This is a genomic window from Leptolyngbya sp. FACHB-671 (assembly GCF_014695745.1).
GTDB lineage: Bacteria > Cyanobacteriota > Cyanobacteriia > Elainellales > Elainellaceae > JAAUTN01.
Genome location: NZ_JACJOV010000159.1, coordinates 52,561 through 74,711, shown reverse-complemented (window position 1 = coordinate 74,711; position 22,151 = coordinate 52,561). Strand labels below are relative to the sequence as shown.

At 51.2% G+C, this 22,151-nt stretch carries 19 protein-coding genes; 10 read left to right on the top strand and 9 right to left on the bottom strand.

The genetic code is table 11. The features are described 5' to 3' along the window. Window positions 1-289: 289 nt before the first annotated feature. From H6F93_RS29675 to H6F93_RS29665, 3 genes are all read right to left on the bottom strand, one after another. Window positions 290-1,510, bottom strand: coding sequence for a glycerophosphodiester phosphodiesterase (locus tag H6F93_RS29675; RefSeq protein WP_190689000.1), 1,221 nt, complete (start codon window positions 1,508-1,510; stop codon window positions 290-292). A gap of 394 nt (window positions 1,511-1,904) precedes the next feature. Beyond that, complete coding sequence (locus H6F93_RS29670) at window positions 1,905-2,522, bottom strand: cobalt-precorrin-8X methylmutase (protein ID WP_190688999.1); 618 nt, start codon at window positions 2,520-2,522, stop codon at window positions 1,905-1,907. Window positions 2,523-2,524: 2 nt separating this feature from the next. Next, entirely contained in the window at window positions 2,525-3,310 is a 786-nt protein-coding gene (locus H6F93_RS29665; RefSeq protein ID WP_190688998.1) for a DUF1868 domain-containing protein, read from the bottom strand. Window positions 3,311-3,485: 175 nt separating this feature from the next. Between H6F93_RS29665 and holA the strand changes: the two genes are divergently transcribed. From holA to H6F93_RS29650, 3 genes are all read left to right on the top strand, one after another. Then, window positions 3,486-4,469, top strand: a complete 984-nt coding sequence (gene holA, locus H6F93_RS29660) for a DNA polymerase III subunit delta (protein ID WP_190688997.1) — start codon at window positions 3,486-3,488, stop codon at window positions 4,467-4,469. Between the two features lie 215 nt (window positions 4,470-4,684). After that, on the top strand, window positions 4,685-5,188 hold the full coding sequence (locus tag H6F93_RS29655; protein WP_190688996.1) for a DUF4168 domain-containing protein: 504 nt from the start codon (window positions 4,685-4,687) through the stop codon (window positions 5,186-5,188). Between the two features lie 228 nt (window positions 5,189-5,416). After that, a complete protein-coding gene (locus H6F93_RS29650; protein ID WP_190688995.1) occupies window positions 5,417-5,677 on the top strand; it encodes a hypothetical protein in 261 nt (86 codons plus the stop codon). On the opposite strand, the gene H6F93_RS29645 is transcribed toward H6F93_RS29650, so the two are convergent. The 4 genes from H6F93_RS29645 to H6F93_RS29630 all read right to left on the bottom strand — a co-directional run bounded on the left by H6F93_RS29645 (window position 5,674) and on the right by H6F93_RS29630 (window position 9,264). Continuing rightward, on the bottom strand, window positions 5,674-6,780 hold the full coding sequence (locus H6F93_RS29645) for an FHA domain-containing protein (RefSeq protein ID WP_190688993.1): 1,107 nt from the start codon (window positions 6,778-6,780) through the stop codon (window positions 5,674-5,676). The genes H6F93_RS29650 and H6F93_RS29645 overlap by 4 nt on opposite strands. A gap of 188 nt (window positions 6,781-6,968) precedes the next feature. Next, window positions 6,969-8,360, bottom strand: a complete 1,392-nt coding sequence (locus H6F93_RS29640; protein WP_190688990.1) for a hypothetical protein — start codon at window positions 8,358-8,360, stop codon at window positions 6,969-6,971. 12 nt (window positions 8,361-8,372) lie between these two features. Next, window positions 8,373-8,828, bottom strand: coding sequence for a hypothetical protein (locus H6F93_RS29635; protein ID WP_199314192.1), 456 nt, complete (start codon window positions 8,826-8,828; stop codon window positions 8,373-8,375). After that, a complete protein-coding gene (locus H6F93_RS29630; RefSeq protein ID WP_242043686.1) occupies window positions 8,797-9,264 on the bottom strand; it encodes a hypothetical protein in 468 nt (155 codons plus the stop codon). The genes H6F93_RS29635 and H6F93_RS29630 overlap by 32 nt, the downstream gene beginning before the upstream one ends. Window positions 9,265-9,639: 375 nt before the next feature. On the opposite strand from H6F93_RS29630, the gene H6F93_RS29625 reads away from it, so the two are divergent. Both H6F93_RS29625 and H6F93_RS29620 read left to right on the top strand, forming a co-directional pair. After that, entirely contained in the window at window positions 9,640-10,554 is a 915-nt protein-coding gene (locus H6F93_RS29625) for a carbohydrate ABC transporter permease (RefSeq protein ID WP_190688988.1), read from the top strand. A gap of 690 nt (window positions 10,555-11,244) precedes the next feature. Next, a complete protein-coding gene (locus tag H6F93_RS29620; RefSeq protein WP_190688986.1) occupies window positions 11,245-13,581 on the top strand; it encodes an AMIN domain-containing protein in 2,337 nt (778 codons plus the stop codon). Between the two features lie 88 nt (window positions 13,582-13,669). On the opposite strand, the gene H6F93_RS29615 is transcribed toward H6F93_RS29620, so the two are convergent. Next, window positions 13,670-14,245 carry a DUF3172 domain-containing protein gene (locus tag H6F93_RS29615; RefSeq protein ID WP_190645013.1) on the bottom strand — a complete coding sequence of 192 codons (576 nt, stop codon included), beginning with the start codon at window positions 14,243-14,245 and terminating at the stop codon, window positions 13,670-13,672. A 280-nt stretch (window positions 14,246-14,525) separates the two neighbouring features. Here H6F93_RS29615 and H6F93_RS29610 point away from each other — a divergent pair, with 280 nt between their 5' ends. From H6F93_RS29610 to H6F93_RS29600, 3 genes are all read left to right on the top strand, one after another. Continuing rightward, window positions 14,526-15,350: an ABC transporter permease gene (locus H6F93_RS29610; RefSeq protein ID WP_190688984.1), complete on the top strand. Its 825-nt coding sequence runs from the start codon at window positions 14,526-14,528 to the stop codon at window positions 15,348-15,350. Window positions 15,351-15,401: 51 nt separating this feature from the next. Beyond that, complete coding sequence (gene lysS, locus H6F93_RS29605; protein ID WP_190688981.1) at window positions 15,402-16,919, top strand: lysine--tRNA ligase; 1,518 nt, start codon at window positions 15,402-15,404, stop codon at window positions 16,917-16,919. Window positions 16,920-17,076: 157 nt separating this feature from the next. Continuing rightward, a complete protein-coding gene (locus H6F93_RS29600) occupies window positions 17,077-19,287 on the top strand; it encodes a phosphoketolase family protein (RefSeq protein ID WP_190688978.1) in 2,211 nt (736 codons plus the stop codon). Between the two features lie 112 nt (window positions 19,288-19,399). Here H6F93_RS29600 and H6F93_RS29595 read toward each other — a convergent pair whose 3' ends face one another. After that, window positions 19,400-19,606, bottom strand: coding sequence for a hypothetical protein (locus tag H6F93_RS29595; protein ID WP_190645009.1), 207 nt, complete (start codon window positions 19,604-19,606; stop codon window positions 19,400-19,402). Window positions 19,607-19,806: 200 nt separating this feature from the next. Between H6F93_RS29595 and H6F93_RS29590 the strand changes: the two genes are divergently transcribed. Then, window positions 19,807-20,643 carry an N-acetylmuramoyl-L-alanine amidase gene (locus H6F93_RS29590; RefSeq protein WP_347277377.1) on the top strand — a complete coding sequence of 279 codons (837 nt, stop codon included), beginning with the start codon at window positions 19,807-19,809 and terminating at the stop codon, window positions 20,641-20,643. Between the two features lie 26 nt (window positions 20,644-20,669). Next, window positions 20,670-22,079 (top strand): FADH(2)-oxidizing methylenetetrahydrofolate--tRNA-(uracil(54)-C(5))-methyltransferase TrmFO, encoded by a 1,410-nt coding sequence (gene trmFO / locus H6F93_RS29585; protein WP_524538039.1) that lies wholly within the window; start codon window positions 20,670-20,672, stop codon window positions 22,077-22,079. Window positions 22,080-22,151 lie beyond the last annotated feature (72 nt).

Sequence of the window (22,151 nt, the reverse complement as noted above, 5' to 3'; positions counted from 1 at the left end):
ACTCAAGAGCAGACTGTTATCCCACTATTTGATTGGGCAACTCAAATCACCCACTCTTGCTATGAAATTGGGCTAAGCTGACCACCACATTTAGTACATCTGCGTAAGTCCTGTGTACTTTGGATCTCCAGCATGAATGGTGGTGCAGCTTCGCCAGACCACCATTCACGCAGCAAAAATGATTCGTGCAAGAAGTCTTTTGTGTAGGTTGGGTGGAGCAGCGCGGAACCCAACGCTTTAGACCTGCTGCACTACCACGAGGAGCTAAGCAACCGCTGCGCCCAGCACTTTAAGCTTTAGATTGAGCATTACGGCGGTGGAGTAGACCCGCTAGCGGCACAAGTCCCAAGGCAAGCAGCATCCCTGGCTCAGGTACAGACTGATTGGGGTTGCCAGCAATCCGGTTGCGGACAGCAAAGGCGGTGTCTGGGTTGTCACTAAACAAACCATCGATTCCCAGCTTAAAGAACTGCTCATATTCCAACTCTGGGTTGCCGCCGTAGTCCTCTGCTAAAAACACATCTTCATCACGGAAGGTGTAAGGATGCACTAACAACCCAGCATTGTGAGCATCACTCACTAAAGAAGTGGGAGTCAGAAGCTGGTTAAACTCATTCGTTGGAATAATCAGCCGCTTGAATGGGCCAATGCCATCAGCATAGTTGGCGATCGCGTTTAGACCAGATGGGGTTGTCAGATCGCCATAAGTGCGCGTATCTCCATTCACGATAAAGTCATAGGGCTTATCGTCTGCGTCGCTAAATAGCTGTACCAGCGGCACGTCCGTCAGCGTATTCAGGAGTTGCAGATTGCCAACCTCAAAAGATTGGACAAAAACGGGCGCATCTTCACCGACATATCCGTTTGCATTCAAGGTTTCGACCAGCGGCTCTTCCAGTGATAGCCCGATTGAGTCAAAGTAAGTCGGATGCTTTGTCTCTGGATAAATGCCAATGGTGCGACCTGTCTCTTCACTTTTACGCTTTGCCAGATCAATGACCTCTTGCAGGGTCGGCACCTCAAATCGGTCGTTAAACGCAACGTTTTGAGGGCGAATTTGCGGAATCCGTTCTCTGGCTTTCAGAGTTTTCAGTTCTTCCAGCGTAAAATCTTCTGTAAACCATCCGGTGATGGAGACTCCGTCGATTACTTTGGTGGTTCTGCGGTCGGCAAACTGAGGCAGTTCAGCAACGTTGGTCGTTGCTTCAGTAACGGCACCTGTCGTTGGGTCTACGATGGCGATCGCATTCTCATGCCGTGCAATTAGCACACCATCTTTGGTTGATACCAGGTCAGGCTCAATGTAGTCAGCCCCCATATCAATCGCCAACTCATAAGCCGCCAGCGTATGTTCTGGGCGGTAGCCACTTGCGCCCCGATGCCCAATGACGATAGGGAGTTCACCATTCAGGGTTGGTGTTCTGCTCAACGTGATTGCCTCAGCTTTAGCCGCAGGCAAAATTGCTAGAGCCGCAGCAGCTAGGAATGCCAGCTTGAATAGACGGGACATAGTAGATCTCCACGAAAAACTGTTGAATAGAATTGCGCTTACCCTTGTCCTTAACTGCTTTGACAGCAGCTATGGGAAGAGGATGAGAATCTCAGCAATTTTTCACAGAGTGGGAATGCTCACCCCATAAATTGCTTGATGACTTCAGCAAAAATACGAGGTTGAGATTAAGCCTGATAGCGGTTTGCGTTAATCGCAGATTAGCGGTTCATTAAGGCCACAAACACTTCACAATTCCGGGCAACACTGTGAAGATGAGCGTCCCCCCACCCGAATCTGTCATTCTACAAATTTGTCGTCCAACAAACGTAGGGGCGCAGCATTCGGCAAATAAACTTTGGCATAAACCAGAAGTACTTGCCCGAATGCTACGCCCTACAGGGGATTATGCTGTCTACTCAGTTTCCCAAGCCAAAACAAGCAGCGCATTGAGAATCGCGGCAGCAACCGCAGACCCACCCTTGCGCCCTTCCACCCGAATTTGAGGAACTGTGGTTTGGGCAAGAGCCGCTTTAGATTCCACAACTGAGATAAAGCCAACGGGTGCGCCAATCACTAGAGCAGGCTCTGAATTGGTTCCAGAGGACCGGAGCAATTCACACAGTGCTAACAATGCAGTAGGAGCATTGCCAATCACATAAATCGCTTGGGGAAATTGCTCCCAGCAGCGCAGCAGCCCTGTTTCAGTCCGGGTTTTTCCAGGAAGCGCCTGTTCCGCCTGCTCAACCGCTGAAATCAGAGGGTTGCCGAAGGTTTTGGCAACCAGCGTTGTGATTCCCTGTTTGACCATGCTGACATCGGTAACGATGGGAACTTGCTGCTGCAAAGCCGCGATCGCCCCCTCAATAGCCCCCGGACTGAATCGAATTAGGTGCTTAAACTCAAAGTCTGCTGTGCTGTGAATAACCCGCCGGGCGATCGCATATTCTTGAGGACTGAAGGTGTGGTCGCCAAACTCTCGATCGATTGCAGCAAAGCTCTCGATCAGAATGGGATGGTATAGCGAAGACATCGCTAAAGCTCCAGGGTTGGCCAGTCCGCCTCGCGGTAATAGCGCGTCATATCGTCAAATTTTCGCAGTTCTGCCCGATGCACCCAGAGTTTTTGAGTGCCTGACTCTAGCTGCTGCTGATTCAGATCGTTTAGCACTTGACCGAGGCGATCGCGATCGGACTGAATTGAGCCAGTGCCAAAATAGCCCAGCGTAATGTGCGCTGTAAAATGATATTGCTGCTCAATCCCCAGCCCCATCAGGTTAGAGTTCTGGTAAATCGATCGCCGCATATTCAGCACTCGCTGATACGAGCTTTCATCAGCGGGCACCAGACAAACTCCGATTGCCCGGGTCATCACAATTATCCCCAAAGCCTGCCACAGTACCTGACCTTCACCCTGAACCAGCGGCTGACTTTGCTGCAGGCTTTGACCAATCTGTTCCCTCAGCTTGGTTTCAAAGTCCGGATTCTCCTTCGCATGGTGATAAGCGTTGTCCCAAATCAGGTCAGCCAGCGTTAAATGAAAACTGTCGGCTGGCAAAGGCACGATTACACCAGGCTCTACCTGCTGCACAAGCTGCTGCTGATAGGATTGCAGCCAGCGATAAAATTCTTCATTTTTTGCATCGTCCACCCAGGGTGGTGTAATCACCGAGTAGCCTGGAAATGGCACAGGCTTTGCATCCCCACCTGGATATTGCTGAAATTTAGGGGATGCCTGAATATGCTGTACCTGAGAGCGATAAGACTCAGGTAAGGTCATCCGTGCCACTCGATTTACATAAACTTGATAGGTGTCGTCCAATCTTGCTCGCCTCGCATCCTAAATTTAAGCAATACCAATCAAGGAATATAACTTACGGAAAGCCTTTCCAACTAATCTAGCGATAATCCGAGTTTATAACAGTGACCAAAGCGTCTGATCCCCGATTAAAAAATACAATCAATTTTCAGTTTAGGAAGTGATCCCCGGAGGTTATATGCCGATTTTCTTGTACTGGGGAGAAGATGACTTTACGTTAAATCGAGCGGTGATGGCATTGCGCGATCGCACCCTTGATCCTGACTGGGTCAGTTTCAACTACGACAAAATTTCTCCAGAGCAGCCCGATGCTATTACTCAGGCACTCAACCAAGCAATGACTCCGCCATTTGGCTCTGGTAGTCGTCTGGTTTGGCTAGTGGAAACAACGCTGTGCCAGCGCTGCTCGGAGGAAACCCTGGCTGAATTAGAGCGCACCCTGCCCAACTTGCCCGACAACGTGGTTCTGTTGCTCACCAGTTCCACCAAGCCCGATGGTCGGCTGAAATCCACTAAGCTGCTGCAACGTCTAGCAGAAATTCGTGAGTTTGCTGCCATTTCACCCTGGAAGACCGATCAGTTAGTGCAACGAGCGCGACAGGCGGCTCAAGAGGTTGGCGTAAAGCTGACTCCTGGCGCAATTCAACTGCTGGCTGAGGCGATCGGCAATGACACTCGACAGTTGTTCACTGAACTGGAAAAACTGCGTCTGTATTCAGGCTCCGGCAAGCAGCCTTTGACTGAAGAAACCGTGTCCATGCTGGTGACAACTTCGACGCAAAGCAGTTTGCAGCTTGCCGCCGCAATTCGTCAGGGAGAAACGGCTAAAGCGCTCTCGCTGGTTGCCGATTTGCTCAACCGCAATGAGCCTGCTTTGCGAATTGTCATGACGCTAGTTGGGCAGTTTCGCACTCGGCTGTGGGTAAAGCTGATGGTTGAAGCTGGAGAGCGAGATGAACGGGCGATCGCTCAGGCTGCAGAAGTCAACAATCCCAAACAAATCTATTTTTTGCAGAAAGAGATTAGCACCATTCCCCTGGCTCGCCTTCAGCAAGCGCTACCGATTCTCTTGGAATTGGAAGCTGGCTTAAAGCGAAGCGCCGAAGAAACCGCCATTCTGCAAACCAAAACGATTGAACTTTGCCAGCTTTTTCAGAAGTAGCAGCGCATAGTCATTAGACCTCTCGCGTGAACGGTAGCGTACCATTCACGCTTCAAGAAGTGATTTATATAGGGGGTTATTAATGCGATCAGGTGATGACAAAGCAGAGAATACTTACGTAAGCAAGTGCCTTGCTGGAACTTCCCTCGCTTAAAATAGTTCAAAACAATAGACCCTTACGTAGTATTCTCATTCTCGATTTGTTACATAAAATTATGAACAAACCCTTTCACCTGATTCGACGACTTAAACCTCGCCTTGTACGTCCGCTGGTCATCGGTATTCTTTCCACTGTAAGCCTAGTTTCTGGGCTAGTTCCCGGTTTTCAGGCTAACTCACTCGATCGCACGGCTACGGTCGCGATCAGTAATTCTGCTTATGCCCAAGCCAATGCAATTTCCGATCAGGAAGTGGAGGACTATGCCCGCTCTGTGTTGGCGATCGAGCCAATTCGGCAGGAAACCTATAATCAAATCAAGCAAATCATTGGAAACCGCGACGTTCCGGCGATTGCCTGCCATCAACCAAACAGCCTCAACAACCTGAATCGAAACATTCGGGAAATCGCCGTTGACTACTGCGATCGGTCGATTGAGATTGTCGAGCAAAACAACTTGGACATCGGTCGCTTTAACCTGATTACAACCAGTCAGCAATCTGACGCACAGTTGCGGGAGCGCATCCAGCGAGCACTGATTCAACTTCAGAGTCGTCGTTAGTCGCCCTTAGCTCATGTCGAATAGCCTCACATTCAGAATCAGTCAGTTTCTACAATGGCAAGACTTGGTAACTCTTCTACAGACAAGCCAGGGTGATCTTCCACCTATTACATCAGGGTGATCTACCCGCTCAAGCAAATCCATTTGCCTGACCGCCCTGAGTAAGCGATATGATAGCTGCATCACACTGCGCGCAATCTATTGCACTCAATTAGCTGAACCAAAACGATGGCCCGACTCGATCCCTATACCCTACAGATGCAAATCACCCGCATGTTTGAGCAGGGTCAGTCGTTTTTTGCCACAACCAAGGTGCAAGACTGGCTGCGGGAGCGCAACGAAGATCCAGCCGACTACGATATTTTGTTTCACCAACAGCCTGCCCCTCCTGATTCAGGATTGGTGATGGTTGTGGAAATTCAACTGCGGCGGCGCGATGGGCAACCCGTTGATGCTTGGCTCCAGGAAGAAGTCAATCGTCACGGCTAAGCCTCAAAGTTCCATTCCTGACTACCGATTTTGATTACATTGCCGGACATCAACCAGCGTGGCTGATGGGCAGTAAGCCGTTGTCCATCAATAAAGGTGCCGTTAGAGCTGCCCAAGTCAATTAGTTGGTAGAGAATAGCTCCTTCACTGTTCTGACGCACGATCTGAGCGTGATTGCGCGAACACAGCGGATCGTCTAGAACCAGGCTGTTCGCAGGTTCTCGCCCGATTGTGAAGGTAGCCGTTGGAAGCGGAATGCTCTGACCCGATGTGACGTGAACCAGACGGGCAAGCGCCCCATCATCCGGGGCTAACATCGTTGCAGGTAGTGGCACCTTTTTAGCCGGAGGCAGATTAGTCGATGGGGTCGTCTGCCCCTGAAGCAAGACTGCCGTTTGCTCAAGCGCCACATCCGGCAACGGAATTGCTGCCTCGCCAGTTTGTCCTACGCGACCGGAAACGATATTTACCTGCTGAATTGGTGCTGCGGGGTGGGTCAAGCCGGCAATCTGTGCCTTTAGGGCTGCTTCGTGTTCGGCTTCCTGGCGAGCGCTCATGCCCTCGACCTGACGAATAATGCCGCGAGACTGCGGGAAGTTAATGTCACTCACCCGCACGTCGTCCAGATTGAAGCCTAACAGGTAAAACGTGTCGATGTTCTCTAGCAAATATTGCCGAATCAAGACTCTGCCCTGATTGGTTAATTGATCAACCCGCAGTTGCCCCACCACGACCCCCAAGCAGTCTTTGACTGCGCTAGTCAGGGTCGCAAGCGGGTCGGATAGTTCCAGAGCAACCCGTTTGGGGTCGATCACTTGATACATCACGTTGAGTGAAATATTCACCAAAAACTGGTCTTGTGACAGAAAGTCCCCCTGCGATCGCACCTCCAGGTTACGGACTTTGCTGTCCACCAAGATTAACTGACACTGCTCAATCCAGGGCAGCGCAAAGCTAAAATGTCTCCCTGGCTCCAGCTTTCGCACTAGTTGCCCATTTTTGACCAGCAGTCCTGCATAGCCTGCATTAATAAAGTCCATGCTCCAGCCCGCCCAGCGTTCTGGGGTTAACGTTTTAATCAGCGGTGAAGAGGAATTGGACATGGAACAGTCGCCACAAAAGAATGCAAGAAAGGGTAAGCAGGTTGGAATGATTCCACTATAAGGGCGATCCTAAAAATGGCAATTCTTGGAGCGATCGCCCTTCCTACTCTTTACTTCAAGCCTAACAGAGCTTTTTTCAGGCTTTGCTACTTGCTTCTGTGAAGAATTTTTTGCGAAGAATCTTATTACTACATTGGTGCGAGATCGAGCGAGATGATGTCATTGGCAATCTCCTCCATTCGTTCTGCATCCTGCTTAGTAGTTGACGGGTAGCTTGCTACTTGCTCAAGCTGAGGGTTTGAAGAGGCAGTGGCGATCGGCTGTAGTACTTCTTCCCTGGCTGCTGATGGAGTTGCAGCAACTTGTTGATGCATTTCAATTGCTTTGGCGATCGCCTGCATTCGTCGATCCTGGTCACTGGTTACTCCGTGAGTCGTATTACCCAAACCGGGGGCATTCCAGCGATTTGTATCTGGATCGAGGAAAGAACGAGTCCTCGCCCACAGCACTGCATCTGAGCCACGCAAGCCCACATCATGTGCCTCTTTTAGTCGATCCATGTAGCCGCCTCGGCTGAGTGCTGCTCGGGGAGACTGATTTGCCAAGTCGATTCCATTCAGTTCCTCTTCCAGCGTTAGAGTGATTCCTCGTTCTAGGGCTGCTCGTCTGAGCGTTTGAGCCTGCCCTCTGAGCCGCTCAAGCTGCTTTCGGTCAGCCTCGTCAGGAGAATTCGCTCCATGCTGATACGAGAAAGTACCCAAGTTCCAAACTCCGTTGCCCGGATCGACATGCCCCTGGAAAGCCCAAGTTCTTCCACCGTCGGGAGTTCGTGTGCCCTCGGCGCTGCCAACCGCTTTTGCCACAATTGAGTTGGAGCCGTTCTGGAAGAGTGCGTCTAGGGAGGAGGTTGGGGGTTGGGGGTTAGGGATTGGGGTTGCTTGACCGCCTTGTCTAGAGGGTGAAGCTTGTACTTGTGTAGGTAATGGCGTGGGGCTAGACGCTGTGGAGTTCAGCTCGAAGCTAAGTGCGGTTGGCCCGGCAGCGGCTTGAGTAGAAGGTTTGGGCTGGCGAACGGGAGCTTGGGCGACAGAAGGTTGGACAGGTTTGGGAGTAGGGGGTGCAGCAGTCAGAGTGGGTGCTGTTTCAAATTGAATAAGCTCGGGTTCAACTGATTCGGGTTGAATTGCGGTGGGTTGAACTTCAGGTTCAACAGGTTCAGGCTGAACTTCGGATTGAGTGGGTTGGGGCGATCGCTCCGTCACATACACCTCTGGTGGCGGTGGCGGTAATTCTGCTATTGCCTTGGAAGTGTCTGCGACTCCAACAGGAACATGAGTTGCTTGCGTCGGAATCTGGAGTGGTTTGACTTGAGGTGCTGCTTGAGAAGTTGGAGTCGGCTTTGGAGGCTGAGCCGTCGAAGCAGAGGCAGGGGAACTGGGGGCAACTGGAGCAAGGTCAAAGCTGATTTCAACCGGTTCAGGGCTAGCAGCACTGGCATCAGGCGAAACTCCCAGGACAGCGGCGATCGCTAACAGTGCTAACGCCATCAGGCGCACCACATACAGGTGAAAGTTGTTCATTGGGGCTTCTCGCTATTTCAAAGTGCGTTCAAGAACATCAGTAGACGGTTCGACCATTGCCCATTTGCCATCGGGCTGTCGGCGCAAAGCAGCAAACTGGAGAAATTTAGCAGAAGCGATCGCCTCTCCCTGCTCTACCTGACCCAACTTAGGACGGCGCACTCCGCACAGCCTGAGCAGATAAGCCGGAACCTCTGGGCTAGAAAACCCCACACAATCATCTCGGTGGGGTTCAACCTTGCCAGCGAATGGGGCATACACCTTACTGCCATCCAGCGCAATTGACACGTCTCCCAACCCACCTAAGATGCGGTGTCCAGCGATTTCACTACCGGGTTGAAGCTGCCAATTCTGCTGGATCTGAAGCACACGCAGCGCAACATTACTCGCTTTGGTACAACCCGTACAAATCAGTAGCAGCACCGAAAGCAACACCCTACTGCTGAAACACAAACGAGTAGCCCGCATACTCCTCCCCCTCATACAGAACGACAAACCAGGTCTGCGGATCGAATGCCAGAGGGTAAGCTTCTCGCTTGGCCGTTACGCCCTCGCGAATTTCTACGTCGGGCAATGTGCAATAGGGTTCGCTGACAATTTCGCGCACCGCTGATTTACTGTCTCGCTCCGACACGTTCAGCAGGCGAGCTAACTCATCTCTTGACAACACCGACTGAGACTGCACAACTTCCTGACAGACATCTGGATCAGGTGGCGGCTGAAACACAGTCCGTAAATCCACTAGTACACCGACGATCGCCAGCATTGAGCCTCCCGCCAAGAGGTACTTCACTGGACGGCGGGGTCTGCGCTTGCGGGGGGGACGCTGATTCATCGTTCTGACTCCTTGGGGAGTGGGAGGGAATGAAGGAGAGGAGTAGGGACGACGCGATCGGGTTGACATGCTCTGCGGCTCCTGAGCGAAGGTGTAATTGGGTGGCTAACCAGGGTAAAGCTGTACCCTGCATGTCCCTCAATCTGCAAGCCAGAATTGATTGACTGACCGTCGCGCTAAAAATCTAAGAACCGCTAAAATGCTTGAAGTTGCAAATCTGTCAGCCTTAAAACTTTTAGATGAAGCGGTTGAGCAGCGGACTATAGGGTACTGGTAGATAGGTTTTGTAGTGTACTAGTAGTACAACAGTAATATTTATTTAGTACAAGTGTACTATAAAACTAAAGTCAGATGACAGTCTCTCTTGACGAAAAATTTGTAAAACCCTGTTCGGAAATCCGATCGCCTGAAATAATGCTTTGAGAACTTACGCAAGCAGCCGAAATGCAGGATCAAGCACAAATCAATCGAGGCTGGAATTGGGCGACGATTCAACAGCGGCTCAGTCCGTATCTATTTTTGTTGCCTGCTCTCATCGTTCTGGCGCTGACCGTCTTTTATCCTGCTCTGCAAGCGTTTTATCTCAGCTTTACGCTCTATGGATATGACGTAACCCAGCCACCTCAGTGGATTGGATTAGAAAACTTTCAGCGGTTGCTGAGCGATCGCCTCTTCTGGCAAACCCTTGGCAATACTGTTCTCTACCTGGTTGGCGTGGTGCCAATTTTGGTGATTGTGCCATTGCTCTTAGCAATTCTGGTCAACCAGGCGCTACCGGGGGTTCGCTGGTTTCGGGCAGCTTACTATACGCCTGTCGTAATCTCAATGGTCGTCGCTGGCATTGCCTGGAGATGGCTTTATGCAGAAACCGGCTTGATCAATCAACTGCTGCGATCGCTCCACCTAACTTCTGACGGCATTCCCTGGCTCACCAGTCCTAACTTTGCCCTATTTAGCGTCATGGCAGTCACTATCTGGAAAGGCTTGGGCTATTACATGGTGATTTATCTAGCAGGGCTACAAGCAATTCCGGCAGATTTATACGAAGCAGGGGCGATCGACGGCTCCGACGGCTGGCTTAAACACTGGGACATCACCGTACCGCTGATGAAACCCTATTTGTTTCTGGTTGCCATCATTTCCGCTATTTCTGCCACCAAAGTATTTGAAGAAATCTACATCATGACTCAAGGCGGACCTAGAAATAGCTCTAAAACGATCGTCTACTACGTCTACGATCTTGCCTTCCAGGACTTAGAGAGAAGCTACGCCTGCACCATTGGTCTAGTTCTATTTCTAATCATCCTGAGTCTCTCGTTTTTGAGACTACTGCTCACCCGTCAAACTTCCATTAATTGAATAACTTGATTGGCTGATAGGTCTGCTCATGTATTCGCATTTTCGTCAGCCTGCTGACTTAGATACCAAAACTGAGGCTGTTTAACAGCAGGGATTTCGCTTTGCGGTACCTGTTCTCCGGGTTTCCTGGTTTCACTTTGGGGATCATCTGCTGAATGCTATACCCTTACAGACGACAGTTGCTACTTTTCAAATCTCTTAAAGGTTTGGCTACTTCAAACATTGGAGTAGTATGAAACCGAAACGTTATCATTCCTGAAACTTTTTGCTTTCAAGAGATATACTGCTGTTTTAACAGAATGTCTGAGAAGTAGCTAATGTCTTGTGTAGGGACGAAGCATTCGGTAGGCGATCGCCTGAAATTAGAGGAAACTTTGCCCGAATGCTTTGACCCTATGAGTATCTCGGACAAATTGAGACTTTTCAGACATCTTTTAATATATATTTCTAATCTCTTTGAATGTTTATCTCTTTAACTAGAAAAATAGTTAATCAACAATTAAGCAATTATTTTTGTCATTAAGCAATAGACTGATTAAACTTAACACCATGCCTAACGACGGCTTCTGGCTCTATTTGTAAGATATTGCACGTGATAGACCGCTGTGTGTAGCAGCAAGTCTATCGTCTAACCCGCCGGAATGTGGCAGTAGAAGATCCATCAAGTTACTCTGGTTGATGCGCGGAACAATGCGAAAAGCAAAATTTGTGCGAGTTGGATTTAGCTTAGGTTTGGCAACATTAACTGCCATTAGCAATCCATTGTTGAGGTTGAGCCTGATAGGAATTGGGGCAATCGCTCCTTTCTCTGCCATTGCTCCCGCAGAAGCAGCCACATTAACCAACTGGCAGTTTGACCCTAACACCCGTGAGCTTCGAGTTACAGTGCCAGAGGGCACCACTCCCCGCTACTTTTTGTTGGCAGAGCCCCCCCGGATTGTCCTAGATTTGCCCAATACTCAGATTGGGGCTGTACCAGAGCAGCAAGTGTTTAATGGGGCAGTGCGTCAAATTCGAGTGGGTCAGTTTCAACCTGGGCTAACGCGAATTGTGATTGAACTGGTTGCAGATGTCGAGTTTGCTCCAGGACAGGTGGAACTGCGTCAAGAAGGCGATCGCTGGGTACTACGTCCTTTATTGACCGATGGATCCGCTGCACCAGATGTTGCAACTGCCCCTGTCCAACCTGCTCCCGTTCAGCCGCCACACCCAGAGGTGCAAGCATCCGACGCTGGGACAACAGAAGCCATTCCTGAGACACCTGCACCAGAAACGACAGCGATCGCCCCTTCTCCAGCACCTCAACCTGAGACGACAGCAGCAGAATTAGGGAACGACTTGCCTCAGCTTAATCCTGCTCCTGTCGTTCCTGACACGTCACCTAATATTTTCGATGCCAATTCTGATGTCCCAGAGGTGATTCCAGAAACTGATTCAGCGGTAACTCCCGAATCTGAGACAACGGCGGATGTAGTTCCAGAGTTACCATCAGCAGATTTACTATCAGCAGATTCGCCATCAGCAAACTTACCGCCTTTGGAACCGGGGGCACTGGAAATTCCAGTCGAGCCTGCTTCAGAAGTACCCGAAACCCTGGAATTGGTGCCTCCAACCAATGAACCAGAACCCGATGCCGAATCTGTTGCCGAACAGGTTGAGCCCGAGGAGAGCGAACGGGACTTGCCTGCTGAGCCGTCAGAAAACTTAGTAAATCCTGATGACGTGGCAACTGAACCTACTTCTCAAGATGCTCAGGAGGGTGAAGTTAGTTCTGAAGAAGATGAGGCGATCGCGCTAGAAGCTGAAGAACCCATCAACGAAGCCGTTTCAGTGACACCAGAACTTCCGTCAGCAGCAAGCTCACCTCAAACTGAAATTGATCAACCTGAAGCTCAACCCCCAGAAGTCCAGAGCGCTGAAGCTGAGCAAAATTTTGCAGTGCCACTGCAAGAGGCACCCGAAGCACGGGAAGAGGCTGTGACGCTTGAGCCAGGAGCGCAGACGGAGCCGGAGGCGATCGCCCCGGAACCCGAAATGCAGGCAGAATCAGAGCCGATTGCTCTAGAGTCGGACGAGCAAGCACCAGAGGCGATCGCACCAGCCCCACAAATTCCTAGAGCATTACCTCCAGCAACTTTTTCGACTAGCCCGTCGGTCACAGTTGCGGTGCCTCCTCTCAGCGAAGCGCCAAGCAATCCAACCGTCGCAGAACCTCCCGGAAATACGCCTGTTGCTCCGTCTCAATCGCCGCCACCAGACGCCCTCCCCCCCGCGACCTTCTCGCCCAATCCAACGAGTCAAGTTAGTGTTCCACCCGTATCCACACTTCCCAGCCCAACTGCGGCTGCGTCAGCATCCCCTGCCCCGTCAGAAGATGAAATTGAATTTGGGCGACCCATATCTAGGCAACCTGACAGTCCGCCACCTTCTTCAGCTTCAACCGCAACTGCACCCCAGGACGATTTGCCAGAAAATGAGCTACCAGAGAATGATTTACCTGACCAAAACGTGTTCTCTGACCAAAACGTGGCAGTTGCTCCCACTTCGCCTAACATCTTGCTGCCTTCAGGGACGACACTGAGTTTGCGCTATCCGGGAGAAACCAGCTTATCTTTGGAGTCAGGTGTGCCACGCCAAGAGGTGCTGTTGCTCGATCAGCCTGTTCTCGATCGCAACGGCAACCTGATTGCAGAAGCGGGGACTCAGGTAATCGGACGGTTTGAAACGGGCAGTCAGGGCAGCCAATTTATTGCGCAAGCAATTGCCTTACAGGGGCAGAACGTTTTGCTAGAGGCAGAATCAGCAACGTTAGCGGGCGATCGCGAAGTCTCTGAAGATAGTTTGCTGCAAAACTCTGCCTTGGGTGCCTTAGCGCTAACCGTGTTAGGTGGCTTCACTGGAATCGGGCTACTGGGCGGACTGGCAGCGGGTGCGACTGCGACCTATTTAACTGCTCCTCAGCCAGCCATCATTCAGCCCAACCAGATCGTAGAAGTGCGTCTGACCAAAGATCTGCCCCGACCATAGACTTGACGTACAGTACAGCTTAGAAAAAAGAGAGGTAGGACTTCGTCCTACCTCTCTTTTTTAGACAATCAGGTAACTGACACTATCGCTAGAACCGTTGGGATTCTGGTGGAGCGCTTCCACCCCCGGGTTGGTCAAGGAACAGGTTCTTGGCGCTGTCATTTTGGTAGATGCAGTCAATCTTGGGTTCTCTGCCATTCCCCTCAATGCTGCCCGTGAAACCGAAGGTGTTCATCCGGTTCTTACACTCGCGTACCTGCTGAGGTGAAATCAGATTGTTTCGCTCTAAAACTGCCCAGTTGTTATTACGAAGCACACAACCTGGCTGCATCGACGGCTGAGAGATATAGACATTAAACGGGCTAAGCGTCACAAACGCCCTCATATCCATCGTCACCGCACTCGCACCATATTGAACGCAGATCTCAGCATTAGGCGCACTTCTATCAATAAATTCGCGAGAGGCGACGTTTTCTGGGGTGAAGTTTGCGGTCGAGCTAATCGCAACACCGATCCCAACTCCCAGGATAAAGATCCCTGCCAGAATTGCCATCGTTGTAGCGTTCAAAGCTGCCATGATGGGCGATCGCCCTGAAGATTCCTGATATCGATCCTGCGGTTGGCGTGCTGGTGGTCTGGGGGGTGATTTTGTCTTACGTCTCATAGCAACTTGGGTTCACAACGGTGTAGGGAGTAGTTCGTAACGCAATTGCAGACTTAGCAACCGACCATTAAATCAGGAGATTATATATCGAGTTTGTTTACTTAAAAACTAAAGCTACACAAATTTCTATCTCTACTAGTCTAGCTTAAGCCCTGGTCCACTCGTTCTGCCAATACTCCTACTAACTAATCCCCAATTCCAAAAAAATGTCGGTTGGTCAGGCAAGAGATGTAAAAATAGGGAAAAACTTACTTATCGTTATCATTGGGTCGCAATAATAGTGGCTTCTCAACCCCCGCTCCAGTTGGGTAAAACCTACAAAGTTTCTTTACTTCGCAGCATTTTCACAGATAGCCTGACCGTTTTTTGGGGAGACTGGCTTGACTTGCGAGTTCGCATCCTTCAGGTTGCGGCTTCGGGGTTAATTTCTCCTTTGATCTATATCTTGGCGTTTGGGCTGGGGTTAGGCAGTGCTTTAGATTCAGCTATGGAACCGCCGGTCGGTGAAAACTATCTCCAGTTTATTTTGCCGGGGATGGTAGCACTGTCGTCCATGACCATTAGTTTTGGTGGCACAACCTTCTCAATCTGCGGCGAACGCCTCTACACCAAAACGTTTGAAGAAATTCTGCTGCTGCCCGTTCATCCGCTAGCGCTTTTCTTAGGAAAAATGCTTGCAGGCGTAGTACGCGGCTTAATGACTTCTGCCTCTGTAATTCTGATTGCTATCCTGTTTACGGGGCAGTTCAGTTTTCTCAATCCGCTGTTTTTGCTGCTGCTAGTCCTAAACTGCTCTGTGTTTGCAGGACTCGGTGTCATTGTTGGGCTAAACGTCAAGTCGTTAGAAGGCGTTGGTTTACTCAATAATTTCTTGATTGTGCCAATGTCCTTTTTGGGTGCTACATTTTTTGATCCGACCACCCTGCCACTGATACTCAAAGCAGTTGTCTACTGTCTGCCGCTGACTTACACCAGCATCGGACTACGAGCGGCGGCTTATCTGCCCATTTCGCAGTTTCCCTGGTACAGTATTCCGGTGCTGCTGCTGATTGCGATCGCCCTTTCAGCGATTGGTGCCTATCAGTTTGCCCATCAGCAAGATTAAGGGGCTAGCCCCTCTCCACCCCAATTCCCAACTCCTAATCCCCAATTTCAAATGTCTTCCGACGAAATTCGCGCTGCCCGACTCGAAAAAGTTGCCCAACTGCGGCAATTAGGCTTTGATCCCTACGCTTATCAATGGGAATCAACTCACCATGCGGCTGACCTTCAGGAAAAATACGCTGACCTAGCCAGTGGTGAAGAGGTCGATGTAGAAGTGGCGATCGCCGGACGCATTCTGGCGCGGCGCGTCTTTGGTAAACTTGCCTTCTTTACCCTGCAAGATGAGACAGGCGCGATTCAGCTTTATCTGGATAAAACCAGAATCCAAGAAAGCATGGCGGAGCGTGACCCCGATGCATTCAATCATGTCAAGCAGCTTACGGATGTAGGCGATATTCTTGGCGTTCGCGGCACGATCAAGCGCACCGAGAAGGGAGAACTGTCTGTTTACGTCAAGCAGTACGCCATTCTGACCAAATCCCTGTTGCCCTTGCCCGACAAGTGGCATGGACTCACCGACGTGGCTAAGCGCTATCGTCAACGCTACGTTGACCTGATCGTTAACCCAGAAGTACGGACAACTTTTCGTCGTCGCGCCTTGATCACAGCCGCGATTCGGCGCTATTTAGACCAACACGACTTCATTGAAATTGAAACTCCTGTTCTCCAAGCAGAAGCAGGGGGGGCAGAAGCTCGTCCCTTCATCACCTACCACAACACGCTGGAGATGGATCTGTATCTGCGAATCGCAACAGAACTGCATCTGAAGCGGCTGATCGTAGGCGGATTTGAGCGCGTATTTGAACTGGGACGAATTTTTCGCAATGAGGGCGTTTCGACCCGCCACAACCCTGAGTTTACGACGCTGGAGGTGTATCAGGCCTACGCCGATTACCGCGACATCATGGCACTGGTTGAAGGGCTGATTACGACCGCCGCTCAGGATGTTCTGGGAACGCTGCAAATTACTTATCAAGGGCAGGCGATCGATCTAACCCCACCTTGGCGAAGAGCTACAATGCATGACCTTGTGCAAGAGCAAACGGGAGTTGATTTCAACCAATTCAAAACGCTTGACGAAGCAAAAGCAGCGGCTAAAGCAGCAGGTTTGGTTGATTCAGACAAATGTGCCAGCGTTGGACATGTTTTGAACGAAGCGTTTGAGCAAAAGGTGGAAGGGCAACTGACTCAACCCACCTTTGTGCTGGAATATCCGGTCGAAATTTCGCCTTTGGCAAAACCCCATCGGGACAAACCTGGTTTGGTAGAGAGGTTTGAACTGTTTGTAGTCGGACGTGAAACGGCAAATGGCTTCTCTGAGTTGACGGATCCAATTGACCAGCGAGAACGGTTTGAAGCCCAAGCTGCCCGTAAAGCTGCCGGAGATCTGGAAGCTCCTGGCGTAGATGAGGATTTTCTCACCGCTCTGGAATATGGAATGCCACCTACAGGGGGCGTGGGTATTGGTATCGATCGCCTGGTAATGCTGCTGTGTGATTGTGCCAGCATTCGCGATGCGATCGCTTTCCCCTTGCTCAAACCCGAAAAGCCCGACGAAGAGGAAACCTAATGTAGTTTTAGGAGTGTTTCATCAAGAACCGCTATTGGGGCTATTAGGACATTCAACGCTTTTCTAATTTTCTTTGTCTAGAGGGCTGTGTACTATGAGTATGAATTGACGAGTGCGATCGCTCGTCAATTCTGTAGTCGCAGTAGGTATCTGAAGCATGACCGCAGTCACTCCACTCTCCTCAACCACTCCTGCTTTTTGCGAAGGAATTCAGTATTTTGCTGACAGTTTGCCCCAGTTTGAGACGTATGGCAAAACGCCAGCGATCGCCGCTAACCAAAGTGCGATCGCTGATCCCACTGATCCCGCTGCTGTCTATCAAACGCTGCTGGCTGCCGATGCACTGCGCTACATGATTTTGCAAGTGACGGCTAGCAAAGCCTCTGGACATCCTGGTGGATTTGCCAGTCAGGTTGAAGCCTATGCCGCATTGGTCATGCTTGGCTACAAAAACATCCTTACAGAAGTCGGACATCACGCCCCCGGTTTCTACAGCGCCATGTTTATCGATCGCTCCCTTGAAGACATGGGGATCAGCACCGTCCAGCAATTGCGCGATCGCTTCCGAGAACAGCACGGTTTGCTAGGGCACTTGTCTGGCTTCATTCCTGGCATTCTTGCGCCTGCTGGGCCACTAGGACAGGGACAACACTTTGCCATGTCGGCCGCCTTGCTGCACCGTGACAAGCTTTTCCCCTTCACTGTAGGCGATGGTGGTTTGGGCGAACCCTACGTCATGAGTTCGATGGCGCATTTCCACACCGCCTACCCTGACGTAACCAACTTTTTGCCCGTCCTCGTGTGGAATGGCTATTCTCAGGAACACCACAGCATGGTGTCTACCCAGTCCAACGAACGCATGACAGCCTACTGGCACGGCAACGGCTTCGAGGAAATCGTGCTAGTTGACGCAAAAGACTTTGACGACCAGAATCAGCCCGGAGACTATGTAGACAGCACCGCATTCTCCTTTGAGCGCCGCTTGGCATTTACCCAAGCCGTACTGCAAGCTGCGGACAAAGCGGCTTGTGCAGCACTGGGCGGCAAACTAACCGTATTCATCATCAAGCAGCTTAAGGGTGCGGGCGTTCATGCTCGTGGCTCCAAGTCTCACAACCTCTATGCCCATCACACCTTAGAAAATGCGGAGGTAATCGCCGCGCTCAAAGCCCGCGCCCTAACTCCCGCCGCCTGGGAACTGGTACGCACTAACGCTGAAAGGGCAGGTGGTGGCCCCGCTGCGAAAACGTCCGTTACGGAATCCGTGTTACCGATCCCTGATCTGGGCGAACTGCCGCTAGAAGAATTCCCGGTTGGTGGCGACAATCAGGTTTCTACTACCGCAATGGGTCGCTTGGTAGGAACGGTGGGAGAACGCGATCGCCAATTTGTCGTCACCAACGCAGACGGCAATGAAGCTTCTGGCATCGGCAATATTAACCAGGCGCTAAAGGTAATTCACCCCACAACTGACCCGCTCTACAACCAGAGCCCCAACGGGCAGGTGTATGAACCGCTGAGCGAAGATGCCTGTGCAGGTTTGGCAGCAGGACTGGCGCTAATGGGTGGGCGATCGCTGTGGTGTTCCTACGAATCTTTTGCGATCAACGGCTTACCGATCTGGCAGACCGTCACTCAGGCAATGGCAGAATTGCGTCGCTCCACGCCTTCTACCGTCACCCTATTCACCGCTGGCGCACTGGAACAAGGACGTAACGGTTGGACCCATCAGCGCCCCGAAATCGAAGCTTATTTTGCTGGAATGATGCGAAACGGCAACGTTTTTCCGCTGTTTCCTCCGGACGCCAACAGCATCCAAGTTTGCTACGACTGGGCACTGTCCACCCAAAACAAGGGAATTGTGATTACTGCCAGCAAGTCTCCGCTGCCAATTCGCACAACCTTTAAGCAGACTCAGCAGGCGTTGAGAGACGGAGCGATCGCCCTCCAGGAAACCAGCGGCAGCAAAACTGTTGTGCTTGCCACAATTGGCGACATGACTCTGATCCCCGCTCTTGAAGCTGCTGACCAACTTCAAAGTCAGGGCATTGGTGTTCGCGTCGTCTCAATCGTTAGTCCCCGTCGTCTCTACCGTCCCAGCGACGTTGCCTGGGATATTTGCTCCGAGCCAGACGGCGATTTCCTGGACGATGCTAAATTTGAGTCCCTGTTTGGCGGCGATGCACTGATCGGCATCACAGGTGGAGCCAGCGGCATGTTAGAGCCAATTATGCTCCGCAGCACTGCCAAGCGCGACACCTTTGCCTGGAAGCGCGGCGAAACCACTGCCACTGCCACCCAGCTGATGGAATTCAACGGCATCACTGCTGCTGCCCTAACCCAACGTGCTTTGGAATTGGTGCAGTAAAGACACAGGTAATCCTTTTGTTGGGGCGATCGCAATTCCAGCGATGAACTAACTAAATTGGCAATCGGGCTCAGGAAAAAAACAGCGGACAGTTCAATTTCATAGAGAAATTCTATGAAATTGAACTGTCCGCTGACTCTGCTTCTACTTCCAGGTCAATTTCTGCGTAAACGCTAGAAAACTCTCTGGGATCGGAGGCAACATTGCGATCGCCCTGCTCCAGCCGGATTGCCAACACTTTTCCCTGTCCTTGGGAGATGATGTACTCCTCGATCGCCCGCTTAATGTCTTTCTCTTGCAGAATAATCTTAGTTTCCATCCTGTTTAACCCCGTTAAACTTGGCAGCTTTGCTGCATCTGGAGATAAGTTTGTGTCTGGTGATTGGTCTGTTACAGACTCATTCGTTCCTGAAATCAGCAACGCCAGCTTGACTATATGATGTAGTTGATTCTTTGGCAGAAGGGTATTCCTCAAAAGGCTGAGTTCTGCATAAATTCATTATCTGCTTTGAGATTGCTGTGAAACTCACTCAAACTGCTGTGGGGCGATCGCTCCTTTTAGGATTGGTCACGCTGGTCGTGATTTTAGGGTTAAGTGGGGGAGCGATCGCCAGAATCGTTCCTTGGAATTCGATTGATTCTCCAACGCTGATCAGTCAGGCAAACCAGAACAGCAGCGCCTCAGCCGAATCGGGTAATTCGCCCGTGATGTTGCGAGGGATGCCGCTGCCAGAGCCACCCTTTCCAGAGCCAATTTTGCCGGGAACAACGGCTTCGCCATCGGGCTATGTTCCTCGTCAGGAGAGCGCTCCAGCGCATCCCACTAACTATGGCGAACGGTTTGCTCAAGATTCAGACGGCAGGCTCGTCTCCAATGACCTGATCGTCGTCATTCACGAAACCGTTGGGTCTGCCTCCAGCGCTATCAACACCTTTCAGACACCGCATCCCAGAGACGAAGACCAGGTTAGCTATCACTCCCTCATCAAGCGAGACGGCACCGTCGTTTACATCGTGCCACCGGAGTTGAGAGCTTTTGGGGCAGGCAGTTCCGTATTTGAAGGTCCTAATGGCCCAGAGACGGTGAGAACTAACCCTGCCTTTGCCTCTTCGGTCAACAACTTCGCCTATCACACCTCACTAGAATCGCCTAACGACGGACGCGGCAACAGCAGCAGACACAGCGGCTACACCGAAGCGCAGTATCAGTCGCTTGCCTGGGTGGTCGCCCAAACCCACGTTCCCGATAATAGAATTACTACCCATCGAGCCGTCGATCGCTCAGGCACTCGCCGCGATCCCCGCAGCTTCAACTCGCAGAGATTTATAGAGTTGCTGCATACGTATTCGAGGTAGGAGTTGGGGGTTAGGGGTTGGAGGAGATGGGAAGTGGATGGGATGATGGAACGATGACAGAAATGAAACCGATTCAGGTAATTGGCGGTGGGCTGGCTGGAACTGAAGCAGCCTGGCAAATTGCTCAGGCAGGAGTACCAGTGGTTTTGCATGAAATGCGACCGCTGCGGCTCAGTCCAGCTCACCACAGCGAGCATTTAGCAGAACTGGTGTGCAGCAATTCGTTTGGGGCACAGGCAAGCGATCGCGCCTCTGGTCTTTTGCACGAAGAGTTGCGTCGCCTTGGCTCTATCGTAATTGGCAAAGCAGACGAACACGCTGTGCCTGCGGGTGGCGCATTAGCAGTCGATCGGGCTGTGTTTAGCAGTAATCTGACCGAAGTGCTGGCTCAACATCCGCTGATTGAACTGCGGCGATCGGAAGTGAGCCAGATTCCCACCGATGGGATCGTCGTACTCACGACCGGGCCGCTCACCAGTCCGGCTCTGACGGATGACCTGCATCGTTTTACTGGTCTGGAATACATGAGCTTCTTTGATGCAGCCAGTCCTATTGTGGTAGGCGAATCGATCAACATGGAGGTTGCCTTCCTCGCCTCCCGCTATGACCGAGGCGAAGCAGCTTACTTGAATTGCCCCATGAATCGGGAGCAGTATCTTCACTTCTGGCAAGAACTCTGCGTGGCGAAGCAGGCAGAATTGAAAGATTTTGAACGCGAGACGGCAAAGTTTTTTGAGGCTTGTTTGCCTATCGAGGAAATGGCGCGGCGAGGTGAAGACACCATGCGCTACGGTCCGCTTAAGCCTGTGGGTTTATTTGATGCGCGCAAAGGCGATTTTCGTGATCCTGAGCGGAAGGGCGATCGCCCCTATGCTGTCGTTCAATTGCGTCAGGAAGACAAAGCCGGACAGCTTTGGAATATGGTTGGCTTCCAGACCAACTTGCGCTGGGGAGAACAAAAGCGGGTGTTTCGGCTCATTCCTGGACTTGAGGAAGCCGAGTTTGTCCGCATGGGCGTGATGCACCGAAATACTTTTATCAATGCACCGGAACTGCTGCACCCATCGCTTCAATTCAAAACTCGCTCAACGCTGCTTGCCGCTGGACAACTAGTTGGAACTGAAGGCTACACCGCAGCCACAGCAGGCGGTTGGCTAGCTGGAACCAACGCAGCCCGCATTGCCCTTGGTCAAGATCCGTTGGTATTACCCGAAACAACCATGATGGGTGCGCTGTTTGACTTCATCAGTTCTGCCTCACCCAAACATTTCCAGCCCATGCCGCCCAACTTCGGCATCTTGCCAGAACTACCCCAGCGAATTCGCAACAAGCGCGAACGGTATGGCGTATATCGCGATCGCGCCTTCACCGACCTCTCAACCTGGAGCCTCCAGCATTCTATTTCCCTCTATGCCGCAGATTTGCAAAGAGCTTGAGAACAAATGGCAATGATCGAAGCTTGAGATCGAAGGTTATTAAGTCAATATCATTACCATTTGCACAAAGAA

Bases quoted from the DNA above. Each gene is read 5' to 3' on its own strand.
- H6F93_RS29675 (WP_190689000.1), bottom strand. From the start codon at position 1,510: ATGTCCCGTCTATTCAAGCTGGCATTCCTAGCTGCTGCGGCTCTAGCA.
- H6F93_RS29670 (WP_190688999.1), bottom strand. From the start codon at position 2,522: ATGTCTTCGCTATACCATCCCATTCTGATCGAGAGCTTTGCTGCAATC.
- holA (WP_190688997.1), top strand. From the start codon at position 3,486: ATGCCGATTTTCTTGTACTGGGGAGAAGATGACTTTACGTTAAATCGA.
- H6F93_RS29655 (WP_190688996.1), top strand. From the start codon at position 4,685: ATGAACAAACCCTTTCACCTGATTCGACGACTTAAACCTCGCCTTGTA.
- H6F93_RS29650 (WP_190688995.1), top strand. From the start codon at position 5,417: ATGGCCCGACTCGATCCCTATACCCTACAGATGCAAATCACCCGCATG.
- H6F93_RS29645 (WP_190688993.1), bottom strand. From the start codon at position 6,780: ATGTCCAATTCCTCTTCACCGCTGATTAAAACGTTAACCCCAGAACGC.
- H6F93_RS29640 (WP_190688990.1), bottom strand. From the start codon at position 8,360: ATGAACAACTTTCACCTGTATGTGGTGCGCCTGATGGCGTTAGCACTG.
- H6F93_RS29635 (WP_199314192.1), bottom strand. From the start codon at position 8,828: ATGCGGGCTACTCGTTTGTGTTTCAGCAGTAGGGTGTTGCTTTCGGTG.
- H6F93_RS29630 (WP_242043686.1), bottom strand. From the start codon at position 9,264: ATGTCAACCCGATCGCGTCGTCCCTACTCCTCTCCTTCATTCCCTCCC.
- H6F93_RS29625 (WP_190688988.1), top strand. From the start codon at position 9,640: ATGCAGGATCAAGCACAAATCAATCGAGGCTGGAATTGGGCGACGATT.
- H6F93_RS29620 (WP_190688986.1), top strand. From the start codon at position 11,245: ATGCGAAAAGCAAAATTTGTGCGAGTTGGATTTAGCTTAGGTTTGGCA.
- H6F93_RS29615 (WP_190645013.1), bottom strand. From the start codon at position 14,245: ATGAGACGTAAGACAAAATCACCCCCCAGACCACCAGCACGCCAACCG.
- lysS (WP_190688981.1), top strand. From the start codon at position 15,402: ATGTCTTCCGACGAAATTCGCGCTGCCCGACTCGAAAAAGTTGCCCAA.
- H6F93_RS29600 (WP_190688978.1), top strand. From the start codon at position 17,077: ATGACCGCAGTCACTCCACTCTCCTCAACCACTCCTGCTTTTTGCGAA.
- H6F93_RS29595 (WP_190645009.1), bottom strand. From the start codon at position 19,606: ATGGAAACTAAGATTATTCTGCAAGAGAAAGACATTAAGCGGGCGATC.
- trmFO (WP_524538039.1), top strand. From the start codon at position 20,670: ATGGGAAGTGGATGGGATGATGGAACGATGACAGAAATGAAACCGATT.